13 protein-coding genes are annotated in these 15,076 nt (G+C 59.8%); 8 read left to right on the top strand and 5 right to left on the bottom strand.

The window, feature by feature from the left end:
• Window positions 1-60: 60 nt before the first annotated feature.
• The 3 genes from JFU47_RS11885 to JFU47_RS11875 all read right to left on the bottom strand — a co-directional run bounded on the left by JFU47_RS11885 (window position 61) and on the right by JFU47_RS11875 (window position 4,938).
• Entirely contained in the window at window positions 61-438 is a 378-nt protein-coding gene (locus tag JFU47_RS11885) for a DUF6124 family protein (RefSeq protein WP_201183106.1), read from the bottom strand.
• A 492-nt stretch (window positions 439-930) separates the two neighbouring features.
• Window positions 931-3,342: a glucose/quinate/shikimate family membrane-bound PQQ-dependent dehydrogenase gene (locus tag JFU47_RS11880; RefSeq protein ID WP_201183105.1), complete on the bottom strand. Its 2,412-nt coding sequence runs from the start codon at window positions 3,340-3,342 to the stop codon at window positions 931-933.
• Window positions 3,343-3,555: 213 nt separating this feature from the next.
• Entirely contained in the window at window positions 3,556-4,938 is a 1,383-nt protein-coding gene (locus tag JFU47_RS11875) for a carbohydrate porin (RefSeq protein ID WP_201183103.1), read from the bottom strand.
• A 364-nt stretch (window positions 4,939-5,302) separates the two neighbouring features.
• Between JFU47_RS11875 and JFU47_RS11870 the strand changes: the two genes are divergently transcribed.
• Together JFU47_RS11870 and JFU47_RS11865 are read left to right on the top strand one after the other, a co-directional pair.
• Window positions 5,303-5,533, top strand: coding sequence for a VF530 family protein (locus JFU47_RS11870; RefSeq protein WP_007944895.1), 231 nt, complete (start codon window positions 5,303-5,305; stop codon window positions 5,531-5,533).
• Between the two features lie 2 nt (window positions 5,534-5,535).
• Window positions 5,536-6,192 carry a Pr6Pr family membrane protein gene (locus JFU47_RS11865; protein WP_201183101.1) on the top strand — a complete coding sequence of 219 codons (657 nt, stop codon included), beginning with the start codon at window positions 5,536-5,538 and terminating at the stop codon, window positions 6,190-6,192.
• Window positions 6,193-6,207: 15 nt separating this feature from the next.
• On the opposite strand, the gene JFU47_RS11860 is transcribed toward JFU47_RS11865, so the two are convergent.
• Both JFU47_RS11860 and JFU47_RS11855 read right to left on the bottom strand, forming a co-directional pair.
• The gene (locus JFU47_RS11860; protein WP_201183100.1) at window positions 6,208-6,993 is read right to left on the bottom strand and encodes a siderophore-interacting protein; all 786 of its coding nucleotides are present in this window, start codon (window positions 6,991-6,993) and stop codon (window positions 6,208-6,210) included.
• Window positions 6,990-7,568, bottom strand: coding sequence for a PadR family transcriptional regulator (locus JFU47_RS11855; RefSeq protein ID WP_201183099.1), 579 nt, complete (start codon window positions 7,566-7,568; stop codon window positions 6,990-6,992). The genes JFU47_RS11860 and JFU47_RS11855 overlap by 4 nt, the downstream gene beginning before the upstream one ends.
• 499 nt (window positions 7,569-8,067) lie before the next feature.
• Here JFU47_RS11855 and JFU47_RS11850 point away from each other — a divergent pair, with 499 nt between their 5' ends.
• The 6 genes from JFU47_RS11850 to JFU47_RS11825 all read left to right on the top strand — a co-directional run bounded on the left by JFU47_RS11850 (window position 8,068) and on the right by JFU47_RS11825 (window position 14,999).
• On the top strand, window positions 8,068-8,562 hold the full coding sequence (locus JFU47_RS11850) for a CS1 type fimbrial major subunit (RefSeq protein WP_201183098.1): 495 nt from the start codon (window positions 8,068-8,070) through the stop codon (window positions 8,560-8,562).
• A 107-nt stretch (window positions 8,563-8,669) separates the two neighbouring features.
• Window positions 8,670-11,192 (top strand): CS1-pili formation C-terminal domain-containing protein, encoded by a 2,523-nt coding sequence (locus JFU47_RS11845; RefSeq protein ID WP_201185221.1) that lies wholly within the window; start codon window positions 8,670-8,672, stop codon window positions 11,190-11,192.
• 3 nt (window positions 11,193-11,195) lie between these two features.
• Complete coding sequence (locus tag JFU47_RS11840) at window positions 11,196-12,431, top strand: hypothetical protein (protein ID WP_201183097.1); 1,236 nt, start codon at window positions 11,196-11,198, stop codon at window positions 12,429-12,431.
• A 50-nt stretch (window positions 12,432-12,481) separates the two neighbouring features.
• Window positions 12,482-13,714, top strand: a complete 1,233-nt coding sequence (locus JFU47_RS11835; protein WP_242485113.1) for a hypothetical protein — start codon at window positions 12,482-12,484, stop codon at window positions 13,712-13,714.
• Window positions 13,715-13,767: 53 nt separating this feature from the next.
• On the top strand, window positions 13,768-14,508 hold the full coding sequence (locus tag JFU47_RS11830) for a molecular chaperone (RefSeq protein WP_201183096.1): 741 nt from the start codon (window positions 13,768-13,770) through the stop codon (window positions 14,506-14,508).
• Window positions 14,505-14,999: a CS1 type fimbrial major subunit gene (locus JFU47_RS11825; RefSeq protein ID WP_342215372.1), complete on the top strand. Its 495-nt coding sequence runs from the start codon at window positions 14,505-14,507 to the stop codon at window positions 14,997-14,999. Before JFU47_RS11830 ends, JFU47_RS11825 begins: the two co-directional genes overlap by 4 nt.
• The last annotated feature ends 77 nt before the right edge of the window (window positions 15,000-15,076 follow it).

Genomic DNA, 15,076 nt, shown 5'->3' with positions numbered 1-15,076 from the left:
TCAGCATTAATTTCGACTGAAGCACCGCTTTCGCGAGCAAGCCCGCTCCCTCAGGGGGGATTAGCTGTGCGGCGAAGGTTTTGGTAGGTCGATGTTATCCAATACCCGGTTTGCCGTGATCTCCGCCAGCATGATGTTGTTTGAAATACCCAGCAGGGCATTGCGCGATCCACCCTCTAGATGGTCCACCAACTGATGGACCATCACATCGACCGAGGCCAGGATCTCGACCAGAAAAACCACGAGGGTTTCGTTCGAGGCCTCTGAGTCCACGGAAAACAGGGTGCTGGGCGTGCGCGGCGTGGCTTTGACGTCGGCAATCGAGGGGAAGTGGTAGTCGAGGGCGCGTTCGGCGGCTTCATTGAGTTTGTTTGAATCGAGGGATTCGTAGGGGGAAACGTCGTCGGTTTCCGGGGGATTCGGTGTTTCTTTGATCATGGTGAAGCTCCATTCGAAGAAAAGGAGTTCGCCACGACTGCGACCAAGCAGTTGGGTGGCAAACCGTACGCAGGTTGGTCGACCAGGGAATGGAACCCGGCAGGGCCAAAGCCCTCCCACGCACAGCTCGCCATGAAGCAAGCACGAAAAGTGCGCCATTCTAAACCTGGGCGACCAAACCCGTTCGCTGAATTTGCAGCGACCCTAAAAGCCTATCGCCCTGGCTTCCGACCCGACAACCGATAGAACCTGTCGGAATCCTCCTCCAGAACAGCCAAACCTGTAGGACGTTCGCATTTTTTTCAGATCAACCTAGATCCAAATGTGGGAGCGAGCCTGCTCGCGAAGGCTGTTTAACATTCAACATCAATGTTGCCTGATACACCGCTTTCGCGAGCAGGCTCGCTCCCACCGGTGGCGGGAAATCCAGCGGCCACAAAAAAAGGCGACCCCCATCACAGGAGTCGCCTTTCCTTTAACCGCCGCTAAAACTTACTCGGACAGTTTGTACGCAATCACATAGTCACCCTGCTTGGTGCCCAGCGACCCATGACCACCTGCAACAACAAGCACGTATTGCTTGCCGTCCTTGCCGGTGTAGGTCATCGGCGTGGTTTGTGCGCCTGCTGGCAGGCGTCCTTCCCACAGTTGCTTGCCGTTTTTCACGTCGTAGGCGCGCAGGTACTGGTCAAGGGTGCCGCTCAGGAAGGCGACGCCACCGGCGGTGGTGAACGTGCCGCCCAGGCTTGGAACGCCCATGCTCAACGGGATCGGAACCGGCGAGCTGTCGCGCACGGTGCCGTTTTTGTGTTTCCAGATGATTTTGCTGGTGGTCAGGTCGACCGCTGTCACGTAACCCCAGGCCGGTGCCTGGCACGGCAGGCCCACTGGCGAGAGCAGGGGTTCGAGGATGACGCCGTAGGGCGCGCCTTTGTTCGGCTGCACGCCTTCGGTTTCGCTTTTACGCGGGCCTTGGGCTGCGATTTCGGCGGCCGGGATCAGTTTCGATTTGAACGCCATGTAGTCCGGGTTCATGAAAGCAATCTGACGCACCGGGTCAACCGAGATACCGCCCCAGTCGAACACGCCGAAGTTGCCTGGATACACGATCGAACCTTGCAGCGATGGCGGCGTGAACGGGCCGTCGTAGCGCAGGGATTTGAAGTCGATCCGGCAGATCAGTTGGTCGAACGGCGTCACGCCCCACATGTCGCGCTCTTTCAGCGGCGGCGGCATCAGGTTCAGGTCGGATTTCGGTTGGGTTGGCGAAGTGTGATCACCTTCGACAGCGCCTTGTGGCACCGGCACTTCGTTGATCGGCACGATGGCCTTGCCGGTGCTGCGGTCCAGCACGTAGATGCTGCCTTGCTTGGTGGACGCGAGTACCGCTGGCTTCACGCCGTCTGCGGTTTTCAGGTCCATCAGGGTTGGCTGGCCACCGACGTCCATGTCCCACAGGTCGTGGTGGGTGAACTGGAAGTGCCAGCGCACCTTGCCGGTGCCGATGTCGAGTGCGGTCAGGCCGGCGGCGTGCAGTTCCGATTCAGGGGTGCGTGCGCCACCGAACTGGTCCGGGGTCTGGTTGCCCATCGGCAGGTAAAGCATGCCGAGTTTTTCGTCGACGGCGAACATGGACCACATGTTCGGCGAGTTGCGGGTGTAGACCTTGCCTTCGGCAATCGGCGTGGTGTCGTCCGGGTTGCCGCTGTCCCAGTTCCACACCAGTTTGCCGGTGTGCACGTCGAACGCGCGGATCACGCCGCTAGGCTCGTCGGTGGAGACGTTGTCGGTGACGTGGCCGCCAATCACCACCAAGTCTTTAGTCACGGCCGGTGGCGAGGTGGAGTAGTAACCGCCGGCGTTGAAGCCGCCGATGTTGGCGCTCAGGTCGACCTGGCCTTTGTTGCCGAAGTCTTCGCACATTTTGCCGGTGTCGGCGTCGAGGGCGATCAGACGGGTGTCGGCAGTCGGCAGGAAGATCCGGCGTGGGCAGACGCTGCTGACCGGCGCAGGGTTGGCGGTGCCGGTCGGGCTTTGCTCGGAGGCATAAACGGCGTCATCGTGATACGTCACGCCACGGCAGGTCATGTGCGCCCAACCCTTGAAGTTCGCCGCGTTTTGCGTGGAGAGCTTCGGATCGAAACGCCAGATTTCCTTGCCAGTGTCCGGGTCCAGCGCGATCACCTGGCTGTGCGGCGTGCAGACGTAGAGCATGCCGTTGACTTTCAGCGGGGTGTTTTCGGCAGTGGTTTCACCCGGGTCGTTCGGCCCAGGCAGGTCGCCGGTGCGGAAGGTCCAGGCCGGAACGAGTTTGTTCGCGTTCTGCGGGGTGATCTGTGCCAGTGGCGAGTAACGATCGCCATGGGCGCTGCGGCCGTAGGAGTTCCAGTCACCGTCGGGCATGGCCGGGGCGGTGTTGGTCATGCCCGGCACGCTGTCGCGGTCCAGTTGGCCTTTGATTTCACCGGGGTTGGTGAACTGGCTGGCCAACGCAGCAACGCCCGCCAGCACCACGGCCACGCTCAGTGCGCCGGTGCCCATCGGCGCAGGGCCTGTGAGCAACAGCGGACGGCGGAACCACGGCAGCAACATGACGATGCCCAGCGCAAACAGAATGGCCAGACGCGGCACCAGTTGCCACCAATCGAGGCCGACTTCCCACAAGGCCCAAACGGTGCTGGCGAACAGCACCAACGCGTAGAGGCCCAGTGCAGCGCGGCGAGCGGCAATCAGCAGCACGCCGGTCAGCACCAGGCCGATACCGGCCAGCAGGTAATACAGCGAGCCGCCGAGCATGCTCAGCTTGATCCCCCCGGCCAGCATGGCCAGGCCCATTAGCAGAAGCAGGATACCGAGCAAGCTCGGCAGCAGACGGCTTCGACTCAAAGCACCATCAGTGCTCATAGTGTGGTTCTCCGTGACGTTTTAAGTAGTCCCGCGCAAGTTCACTGTAGATGACGATCTGGCGTGGGCATGGTTCAGATAAAAACTGTTTGGTTGATGCGATCCCCTGTGGGAGCGAGCCTGCTCGCGAAAGCGGTGTGTCAGTCAGCATTGATGTTGAAGCTGACGGCCTCTTCGCGAGCAGGCTCGCTCCCACAGGTTTTGTGGCGTTGGTTAGAAGGATGACTGGATCTTGATCCCGCCAATCAGCGCGTCATCGACCTTGTCCACGCCACCGGGGTGGCGGATGTATTGCAGGTTCGGGCGCACGGTCAGCCAGTTCGTGACGTGCACGCCGTAATAGAGTTCGGCGCTGTATTCGGTGTCCTGCGGCGGCAGGAAGGACGGGTCGTCGTAGTCGAAGACAGCGCGGGCCTGATTGGTCGCCTCAGCGTTTTTGCGGTAGGCCGGGTTGACGTGGACGCGAGCCAGGGCGAAACCGATGTCGTCCTTGGCGCGTGCATCGAACAAGCCTTTGTAGACGACGCCTGCCTGGACATAGTTGTCGATGGCGTTGGTCTTCTTGTCGTGCATCGTGCCGTTGGCGAACACGCTCAGGCCGCGGGAGTTGTCGCTGGCGCGGCTGGTCAATTGCTGCTGCACACCGAGCCACACACCGTGTTTGCTCGACGCGCTGCGGTAAGCCTCGCCACTCAGGGCTGCCGGCTGACCGTTGCTGTCCTTGTAAGCGTCGGTGGCGTTGGCACTGCTGTAGTAGTAGCCGGCGCGGTATTCACCCGGCAGGCCGTTGAGCTTCGGCGACCAGACCAGTTCCACCGGCAGGATCGCCCCCTGGGTGCCACTGCCGCTGAGCTTGAAGCCATTGTCGCGATCAAGGTTCGACGGGTTTTGCTCGTAGGCGCCGACCTGCGCGTACAGCTCCGGCGTCAGGTGATATTTAACGCGCATCGCCCATTGGCTGACCGGCCAGTTGTACCAGATGCCACCGACCCAGTTGCCGACCTGCGAGCCGCAGAACGCCAGGTTCTGGAAGTCGCAGGGGAAGCTGTTGAAGTCTTCGCCTTCGCCGAAACGGCCGACCTTGATGTCGAGCTTTTGATCGAAGAATTTCTGCTGATACCACATCTGCGTCAGGCGCCAGGTCTGGCCACGGCCCCAGACTTCCTGAGCCGAGGTGAACCCGCCCACGCGCGGATCATTGATGCGGTCGTTGCTGATGTTGTTGCCGTTGCGCTCGGTGATGGTCAGCTGAAATTCGGCATCGTCCCAGCCCAGAATCTTCTGCAGGTCCAGGTGCGTGCCGAGGCCGAACTGGTCGCTGTAGCGGGCGGTGCGGTCATGGTCGTAGCCGCCGTGCAGATTGCTGCCCATTTCGCCGGTGTAATCGACTTTGAAGTCGTAGCCTTTTTCCGAAAGTTCGGTGCGCGTGCCGTTCCAGTCGCCGAGCATCCACGGTGACTCGCTATCGAAGGCCGGGGCCGCGTGAACGCAGGTGGCGAGACCGAAGGCGCTGAGGCCACCGATCAGGTTCAGGGCTTTTCTATGAGCAATAGCGTTGCAGACAGCGCTGTCTCGCGGAGTTTGAAAATAAGGCATAGGGGAAGTAATTCTGGGTCTTTTTCTGGGAAGTGAACTGAAGCGGCAGTATGTCGCGGGCAGCGGAAGCGTTTCAGCTTGACGGGCGCAAGGATAATGTCCTCTTACAAATAGAGAAAGCGCTTTTACTGACATGGAGCGTTTCGGATTTGGTAACAGTCCATGGGGAAAGATCGCAGCCTCGTTTCACTCGACAGTTCCTACAGGTGAACGCATTCCAATGTAGGAGCTGTCGAGTGAAACGAGGCTGCGATCTTTTGCGTTTCACCTACATTTAACTGACAGCACACAGATCGCTTCCCCCCAAGGAAGCCCTCGGCTAAGGTGCGCGGCTTCCCATTCTTTCACCGCTCGAAGGCCCGGCATGACCGAACAGAACAACAACCCGCTGCACGGTGTGACGCTGGAGCAAATCCTCAACGCGCTGGTTGAACACTACGAATGGTCGGGGCTGGCCGAGCGCATCGATATCCGCTGCTTCAAGAGTGACCCGAGCATCAAGTCGAGCCTGACATTCCTGCGCAAAACCCCGTGGGCGCGGGAGAAAGTCGAACGCCTGTACGTGAAGTTGATGCGCACCAAGCGCCCGGTCTGAGCATGGTCAACCCACCGACGCCAGGTTCTGCCGCGAGGCGTCGTGTTGTCGCCGTGGCTGCAGTGCTTGGCTGGGCGGGACTGAGCATTCAGCTGTACCTGATTTTCTACTCACGCTGGACGCTGGCGGCCAGTCTGCTCGGTGGACTGGTCAGCTTCTTCAGCTATTTCACTGTGCTGAGTAATACGCTGGTGGCGACCGTGCTGACGTGTGAGCTGACGTCCCGCGAGTCGGCGGCGCGACGCTGGTTTTTGCAGCCGTCGGTCAGCAGTGGGATTGCTGTGAGCATCGCCGTGGTCGGCCTGGCGTACAACGTGTTGTTGCGCCATTTATGGCATCCGCAAGGCTGGCAATGGTTGGCCGATGAGCTGATGCATGACGTCATGCCGCTGCTATTTCTGGCTTATTGGTGGCGCTGTGTGCCGAAAGGCACGTTGCGACTGCGGCATATCGCTGCGTGGGTGATCTATCCAGCGGTGTACTTTGCGTATTCGTTGTGGCGCGGGCATCTGCTGGCGGTTTATCCCTATCCTTTCATTGATGTCAGCAAGCTCGGTTATCCACAGGTGTTCATGAATGCCGGGGGGCTATTGGTAGGGTTTGTGGTGATTGCCTTGCTATTGATGGGGATAGATCGACAGCTTTGGCGGCGCCGATAGCGCCGCCCGCACGGATCACTCCTCCTCGCTGTCATCCAGCCGCCAGTAGCCGACGGCTTTGACGAACTGCTCGTTAAGCCCGTGCTCATCCAGTAACACCCGGCGTATCTGCCGCGACACTTTGCTCTCGGTCGCCACCCAGGCGTACAGATTGCCGCTGGGCACTTGCAGCTGCTTCACTGTCTTCAGCAGGTTGTCCTTGCCGCCCTCGCGCAACACCCAGATCACGTTGACCTGCGCGGCGCTTTCCAGACGCTGCTGTTCGGCACCGTTCTCTACTTCCACAATCACCAATGCCCGGCGATTGGCCGCCAGGCCTTCCAGCCGTCGAGCGATCGCGGGTAGCGCGGTTTCGTCACCGATCAGCAGATAGCTATCGAAGATGTCCGGCACGACCATCGAGCCCCGTGGCCCGCCGATGTGCAGGAATTGGCCGGGTTTGGCTTGCTCGGCCCAGGTCGAAGCAGGGCCGTCGCCGTGCAGCACGAAGTCGATATCCAGCTCCAGTGTGTTCAGGTCGTAACGACGCGGTGTGTAGTCGCGCATCGCCGGCATCGGCCCGTTGTCTTTACCGGCACCGAGCACCAGGGTTTCCAGGGCCGCTTGTTCCGCCGCGTTTTGTGGAAACAGCAGTTTGACGTGGTCGTCCGTGCCGAGGCTGACGAAGCCCGTTAATTCCGGGCCACCCAGCGTGATGCGGCGCATGCACGGCGTCAGGTCGACCACCCGCAACACTTCCAGGCGACGGCGTTTGATCTCGTGGCTGACACGGTGGATGGTTTGCACGATCACTTCAGTCATTCGGCTTGCTCCTGAGCGGGTTGAACGACAGGGCCATCGACGATGGCTTTGGCGGTGTTGTTAAGCAGGTCGCGTACCCGCAGGATTTCTTCCGGGCTCCAGCGGCCGTGATGCATCTGCAAGGCATGACGCAAGTTGTGCACTGCTTCGTGAATCTCGGCGGGGCGGTCATGGCCGCGCAATGAGCGCTTGCTGACCTCGATGCGCATCCGCACGCCATCCAGTGCGATCGCCTGATCGCTTAACGACAGACGTCCGGCCTCGGTGATGGTGTAGCGTTTTTTTCCACCCTCGGCGTCGCCCAGGATCATCTCGCTTTCTTCAAGGAAGGTCAGGGTCGGGTAGATCACACCGGGGCTGGGGCTGTAGGCGCCGTCGAACATGCTTTCGATCTGGCGGATCAGGTCATAGCCGTGGCACGGCTGTTCGGCGATCAGGGCCAACAGCAGCAGTTTCAGATCGCCTGGGGCGAAAACCCGCGGGCCTCGGCCACCCCGTTCGCGGCCGGGGCCTGGGCGTTTTTCGAAGCCGTCGCGGCCGTCGCTGTGTTCTCTGTGGGAATGATGGTCTCTCATTTTTTTGCTTTCTCTTGTCGTGTTTAGATACAACTTAAGATATATCTTTACGGAGGAGCAAGGTTTTTCGACCAACGGTGCAAGACGCTGCTCGGCAGCATGTGGGATTTCTTCCCGCGAAAACGTCCGTGAAGCGTTGGCGGGCAGAAAAAGAAAAAACTGGTGTATATCCGCGCAGTCAGGTTTAGTGCTAATTCTCTAAAGCAGTGTTTTCGTCTATTGTTTATTGAGGCTGTCATGCGTTTCTTACAGTCGTTGTTTCTGTATGGAAAAACCAACTAATCTGTTTGTAGTCTAGTTCTTACGGTCACTCTTCTCTTTTTTCAATTCTCGGCGTTTTTTCGCTGTTTCAAATGCCTTGCGAACTACGTGTTCGCAGGACATGTCCTGCTTACTTCATATTTCAATTGGTTGATCATGCCCCGGCGTTGAATGTTCAAGTTTATGACTTGTTCGCACCTTTAATGATCTTCTCTATTGAAATAACAGGGACTTAACCATGTTCAAGAAGTTTGCAATCGCCGCCCCTCTGGCTGTTCTGGTTTTCGGTTCGACTGCTGCACTGGCCAAGGATGACGCCAGCACCACCATCAACATCAAGGCTGATATTCCACCGAAACAGTTCCATGCCCAGCCTCGGGATCCGAACTTCGGCCGGGACGAAATCATGACCTACAACAATGTGAGCGGTGAGCTGAGCACGCTGCGTCAGACCTACGACCTGAAAAACACCGACGGTTCGATCGACGCCTACATCGAAGGCGGCACTGCTGCGCTGTACAACGGTTCCACTGCCATCCCTCTGACCATCGCCATCGGCGGCGTAGAGCTGGGCGCCACGCCAACCGAAGTCGCTGCTGACGCGCCTTCCAATCCTGGCATGCAGGCCGACATGGTGATCACCGCCGCTAAACCGACCGAAAGCCAAACCGGCCTGTTCACCGGCAACCCGGTGGTGATGTTCGACGCCGTACCGCGCACGGTCGCGCGCTGAAGGGCAACCCTTCTGTTCGTTGAATGACACGCCCCGATCGGCCCGTCTACCTGACCGGCCGATCGGGTTTCAACGTATTTACTGTCCGCATTCAGAGTATCTGGTTCATGTTCCCGATGACGCCCATCGCGGCAGCGCTTGCCTTGCTGTTTTGTTCAGCAGCCCTGGCCGCGCCCACTAACGGTAATTATATGCCGCGCTCTTTGCTCGCCCAGGCCAAGGGTTTGCCGGCCGAGTTTGAAGAGCACTTCTTTGATGTTCCGCTGGCGGTTCGAATTGAACGTGATCAACAGTTTCTGGGTGAGGCGATGGTGGTGTTATCCCGTGATGACCGCATCACCTTACTTGAAGTAACCGATGTTCGTGACAGCGACGTGAAAGCCACTGAGCGCGAGGCATTGACCACTTATCTGAAACAAGGCGTGCCACTGGGGGCCTGCACTAACAGTTGCCCGGAAAACCTGTTGGCCGTGCATTACAACCTTGAAAATTCCCTGGTCTCGCTCGTCACCGAAAACGCCGAGCGCGCCGACCAGCCCCAGGCTTATTACGAGCAGCCGCCAGGTGGCAGCACCGGCCTGATCGTGCGCAATCAGCTGAATCTCAACGGCGGGCAGGATCAAGACCTCGGCGGCCGGTTCGGTCTTGAGGCCAGCAGCAGCCTCGGCAACTGGACCCAGAGTGTCAACCTGCAACTGGCTCGGCTCGGTGGGCCGGACGATCAGCTCTATCACGCGGTACACGAGCTCTACACCCAGCGCGAACTGCAAGGCCAGTTTCTGCGCCTGGGTTATTTCATGCCCAACTCCGAAGGCCTGAGTCGCCAGCCCCGTTCGTTCGGTGCCAGCCCGGACACCGCGGTCGGCGTGATGTACGGCAGTTCCGACAGCCTGGCGATCAACAACCCCAAGCCCAGCGTGTATCCGATCTACGTCACCGCCAACCGACTCGGCTCGGTGGAGATCTATCGCAATGGCCTGCTGATCAACACGCAACCGGTGCCCGCCGGTTTGCAAACCCTCGATACCCGACCGCTGCCCGGCGGAATCTACGAGGTCGAGGTGCGGCTGATCGAAGACGGCCAGATCACTTCGACCACGCAAGAATTGGTCTACAAACCGAACAACTGGCGCAACCACGACGAACGCTGGCGCTACAACCTGTTTGCCGGGCGCGAGAGCAAGCTGCTCAGCAACTGGGATCAACAGGCCGAAGGCGACATGACCGCCGGCGCCGCGCTCAACTACCTGCTGCACCCACGAGTGGTGCTGGGCTTGTCCGGGCGTCAGGTGCGCGATCAGTTGCAGTACGGCACGTCCGTGGACTGGACCGTGGCCAACAACGCCAGCCTGTTCGCCAACGTCTATCAGACCGAGGACCACGGCACCGGCCTCGATTTCCAAGGGCTCTACAGCTACGGCCTGGGCAACGTGGTGGTCAGCCACAATCGCAGCTGGCTCGACACTCGCAATACCTACGAAACCCTGCCCGACGGCACGCGCATTCGCCAGCGCAATGTGTTCAACGGCCAGACCAGCAACTCGTCGCTGTCCCTGACCCATCGCCTGAACAATCGCACCTCGCTCAACGGCCGGGTGGCCCACAGCGAAGGCAATGTCGAAGGCGTCGGCCTGGACCTGGGCTGGACCCAGCGCGGCAATCTGTTTGGCAACGACGCCAATTGGCGTTTCACCGTATTCGACCGGCCGGGCAGCACCAGCAGTGGCGACAAGCGTAATCGCGGTGTGGACCTGAGCGTGAGCCTGGCCCTCGGCGGTCCGGGCGAGCAAATCTCCGGCAGCATCGGCTCGCGCACTTCCCGCGATGGCGGGCGCGACAACAACGCCTCGCTGACCTATCGCAAAGACTTGCAGGATTTTATTCTGCAAAGCGTCTCGGCCACCGCGATCACCGACACCTACGGCCTCGGTGTGTCCGGCACCACGAGCTTCATGACCGACACCGTGCTCGGCGATGCCTTCGCCCAGCGCTCCTCCTTTAGCGGCGATGTCACCGGTGGTATGAACCTGGACAGCACCTTCGCCGTGGGCGGGCAGAAAATGGTCCTGACCAGTCAGTTCCAGGGCCGTGGCGCCGGGATGATTATCGACGTGGAGTCTGACGTGGACGCCATCGCCCTGCGCGCCGATGACCTCAGCGGCGGCAGCACCGCGTTGCGTCCGGGACGCAACTTTGTGCCAATCACGGCTTACAAAAGGGGCTCGGTGAGCTTCGATTTCGAAGGCAACCATGTGCCGGCCGCGAGCATTCAACCGGCACGCATGAGTTATCACCTGAACAAGGGCGGCGTGGCCTATCGCAAGGTCCAGGTGATGAAAACCGTGACCGTGCTCGGGCGCTTGCTCGATCCCCAGGGCCTGCCGCTCAAAGGGCACCACATCATCAACCACGCCAGCCGTGGGGTCAGCGAGGTCGACGGCTTCTTCTCCATGGAAATGAACGCCGGTTCACCGACCCTGCAAGTACGCCGGGGCGATCAGTTGCTGTGCCAGTTCCGCCTCGACCCGAGCAAGGCCCGCGTTGAGCAGGATGTGTTGATGATCGGTGACCTGCGCTGCACGCCGGACACCCTGGCCGATACCTCATTCACTTCTGAAACCGCAGGCTGAGTCATGTTGAAGAAAACACGACAGGTTCTGTTAGTGGCGGTGTTGGGCGGTGTGTTTGCGCTGCCGGCCCAGGCCCTGACCCAGGACATCACGGCGGTGTTTACGCCGGATCCGGCGAACCCGCTGAAGAACGAATTCATCAACACCACCCCGCCAAGCGGCATGTGCCCGTGGCACATGCCCGCGCGATGCGAACAATTGAAAATTTTCAGCATCCGGGTCGATGGTTTTCTCGCGCACACCCAAAGGCCTATTTCTCCCAACCCGAGAGACCCGCGGCAGGGCGCGATGTGGAAGGTGCCGTCGGAGTGGCGCAGTTTACAGGTGACGCACAAACGAACCGGGGAAGTGGCAACCGTGCAGATGCGCATCGCGGCGCTGGGGCATGCCACGTCTACCCGGCCGGGAACTCATGCCTGGGCGATACCGGGCAGTACCTGGCAATCGCGATGGCAGACTGCGCCATCCCCCTGTCAATCGACGGGCTTTCTCACCGCTAGCTCGAGGACGGCGCTGTTTTTCTGGCTCGTCCCGGAAAATGCAGGCGTTTGCAGCCGGACGCCTGGGATAGAGGTCGATGCATTCCAGTACAGCAATTTTGAATTCGCCTACGCCCTGAAAACCCCGAACCCGTTGAGCATGTCATCCGGGCAATACACCGGCAGCATCAAGTACAGCATGGGGCCGGGCGGGGATTTCGATTTCGGCGACAACGTGGCCGTGCTCACGGGCGGCGCGGAGTTCATCTTCAACTTCACCCTCGACGTGCAACACACCCTCAAGGTCGAAGTGCCGCCCGGTGGCAATCGCGTCGAGCTGATCCCGCAAGGCGGCTGGCAGGCCTGGTTGCAGCGCAATCGCAGGCCGGAACGGTTGTTCCGCGACCAGACCTTCAATATCTCGGCCTCCAGCCGTTTCAAGATGCAACTCGACTGCCAATACAGTGATGGCGGCAATCAGTGCCTGTTGTACGAACCGAATTCCGGTGGGGCGGTGCCGCTGAACATCAGCGTCACCTTGCCCTCGGGCCTGAACGACGCCACCGGCCAGCCTGTCAGCCGCCGTCCGTTGCTACGTGACGGCAGCGGCACCGAACTGTTCCAGCCGGGGCATTACCTCGATCGCAAACCCGGACAGTTGCACTTCGAAATCACCCGTGAACACGTCGAAGAAATGCTCACCGGGGTCGCCAAGACCTATTCGGGCAACGTCACGGTTATCTGGAATTCGGAAATCTGATCATGGTTGGCAGCCCGCGACATTACTCCTTCGGCACACGGAACATGCACATGAAAAAACCAATGACTGGCGCGAGGGTTTCCGTCGGCGTTTTGCTGTGGCTAGTCACGCTTTGCGCTGCTGCCGCCACGCAAGAGATTACGGCGGTGTTCAAACCTGACCCAAGCAATCCGATGGTGAACAAATTCGTCAATACCACGCCTCAAAGCGGGGTCTGTCCAGGGCACATGCCGGCACGGTGTGAGGCCCTCGGGATTTTCAGCATTCGTACATGGGATATCAATTTCACGTCCAATGCGCCATTGCTACTCAATCATGTTGGGCCTGGACCGGTAGATGTCCGTAAAGGCGTGATGTTCAAAGTCCCTTCCGAGTGGCGCAGCCTGAATGTGGTTTCTGACCGAGGCGAAGTGGAAACGGTGCAGGTCCGCATTGCCGGGATTGGCAATCGTTTTGATGTGGCCCGTCCCGCCACCATCCATTCGTGGTCGCCAAGAACCTTTGTCTACGCGCCGGCGCCTTGCTTGTCGACCGGAATGGGGACCGGCACCGGCCAATATTTACTGTGGTTCTGGGTTGTGCCTGAGGGGGCCGGGACCTGCAGTCTGAATCATGTTGTCGAGGTGCCAGGGCTCAGCTACGTCAACTTCGAATACGCCTATGAACTGAGAGCGCCCAACCCTTTGGGCATGTCCACGGGGCATTACACCGGATCGATCACCTACACGGTTGGGCCGAACCAGGATTTCGACTTCGGCGATGTCATGATTCCCAACGACAATGTCCTGACCTTCAACTTCAACCTGGACGTGCAACACACCCTCAAGGTCGAAGTCCCCCCCGGCGGCAACTATGTCGAACTGGTCCCGCAAGGTGGCTGGCAGGCCTGGTTGCAACGCAATCGCCGCCCGGAGCGCTTGTTCCGCGACCAGACCTTCAATATCTCGGCCTCCAGCCGTTTCAAGATGCAGCTCGACTGCCAATACGGCGATAGCAGCAATCACTGTTATTTGCGCGAACCGAATTCTGGCGACGCCGTGCCGCTGAACATCAGCGTCACCTTGCCCTCGGGATTGACCGACGCCGCCGGCCAGCCGGTCAATCGCCGCCCTTTGCTGCGCGACGGCAGTGGCACCGAACTGTTCCGGCCGGGGCTTTATGTCGATCGCAAACCCGGCCTGCTGCACTTCGAAATTGCCCGGGGAAAAGTCGAAGAAATGCTCACCGGCGTGGGCAAGACCTATTCGGGCAACGTCACGGTTATCTGGAATTCGGAAGTCTGATCATCGCTGCCGGGAAGTTCCCGGGCAGCGTTCAACCTGAGGGATCGAAAGCGATGAAACGTCTATGGGCACTGTTGGGTGCAAGCTTGTTACCGTTGTTGGCCGAGGCCGGGCCGGCGATCAATGTCGGGGTGGTTTACGACTACCTGGATGGCGACAAAAGCACCTACCTGAAACGGGTTTTCAACGGCGGTGACAGCACTGCCTTCGTCAAGATCAACATTCACGAAATCGTCTATGACGCCGAGGGTAAACCCACGGAACTGCCGATCAAATCCCAGGCTGACAGCAGCGCCCGGGACGGTCTGATGGCCAGCCCGGCGCGCTTGATTGTGCCGGTGAACGGCATGCAGGGCACCCGGCTGTTGTATATGGGCGAGCGTGAGCGCGAACGTTATTTTCGCGTGCGGTTCGTGCCGGTGGTGCCGGAGAAGGAAGACGAATTCGTGGTCTCCAGCGAGGAACGCGACGAGTACAAAAAGACCCTCTCGGCCGGAGTCAATGTGCTGGCCGGTTACGGCACGATTTTCTTCGTGCGGCCCAAGGAGGCGCGTTTCAACACGCAGATCGACGACCGAGCCGGCCAGTACGCGGTGAGCAACAACGGCAACACCGTGGTGGTGGTCGATGACTTCAAGGACTGCGCCGCCAGCGATGAAAACGATTGCCAGCCGATCACCAAGAACCATGTGTTGCCGGGCAAGGCGTTCCGCTTCGAAAAGCAGGCCGGGCGTCAGTACCGCTTCAAACTGGTGGAAGGTGCGGCGCAGAAAAATTATGAGGTGAAAGGGTGAAGCGCTCAGGTCTCAAGCGCGGGGTCCAGGTCACCCTGTGCACCGCTTGGCTGTTGGCCTGCAATCACGCGCTGGCGGTCCGTGAAGAGCAAACCTTCCACGTCTCGGTGACGATCCCCACTAGCGAGTTTTATGTGTTGCCGGTCAATCCGGGGTTTCTGGAGCGCGAGCAGGTCATGGCGTGGAATCCGGTCAGCGCCGAACTCTCGCCATTGCGCGAGCATTTCGACGTGAAAAACGCCAGCGGCAGCATTTCCGCACGACTGGTGGCCGAGCCGTTTCTGTTCAATGGCCGTGAGCGTATTGATCTGGCGGTGCGGTTCAATGGGCAGTTGTTGTCGTTGCTCGAGACGCCGGTAGTGGATGAGCAGCAGGCCCGGGTCGGTCAACGGGTGCGGTTGGAGATCGCCGCAACAACACCTGCCGACGGGTATGCCCCCGGCCAGTATTACGGGACGGTGCAACTGATGTTCGATGCGGTGAATCCATGAGCCCTTTCGGAACACGGAACCATGCACATGAAAAAACGAATGACTAGAGCGGGTTGTGGTGGTGTTTCAGTCGGCGC

It is taken from the genome of Pseudomonas sp. TH39(2020), from assembly GCF_016650715.1.
Taxonomy (GTDB): domain Bacteria; phylum Pseudomonadota; class Gammaproteobacteria; order Pseudomonadales; family Pseudomonadaceae; genus Aquipseudomonas; species Aquipseudomonas mandelii_C.
The sequence above is the reverse complement of the archived record's forward strand: the minus strand, read 5'-3'. Positions and strand labels throughout refer to the sequence as shown.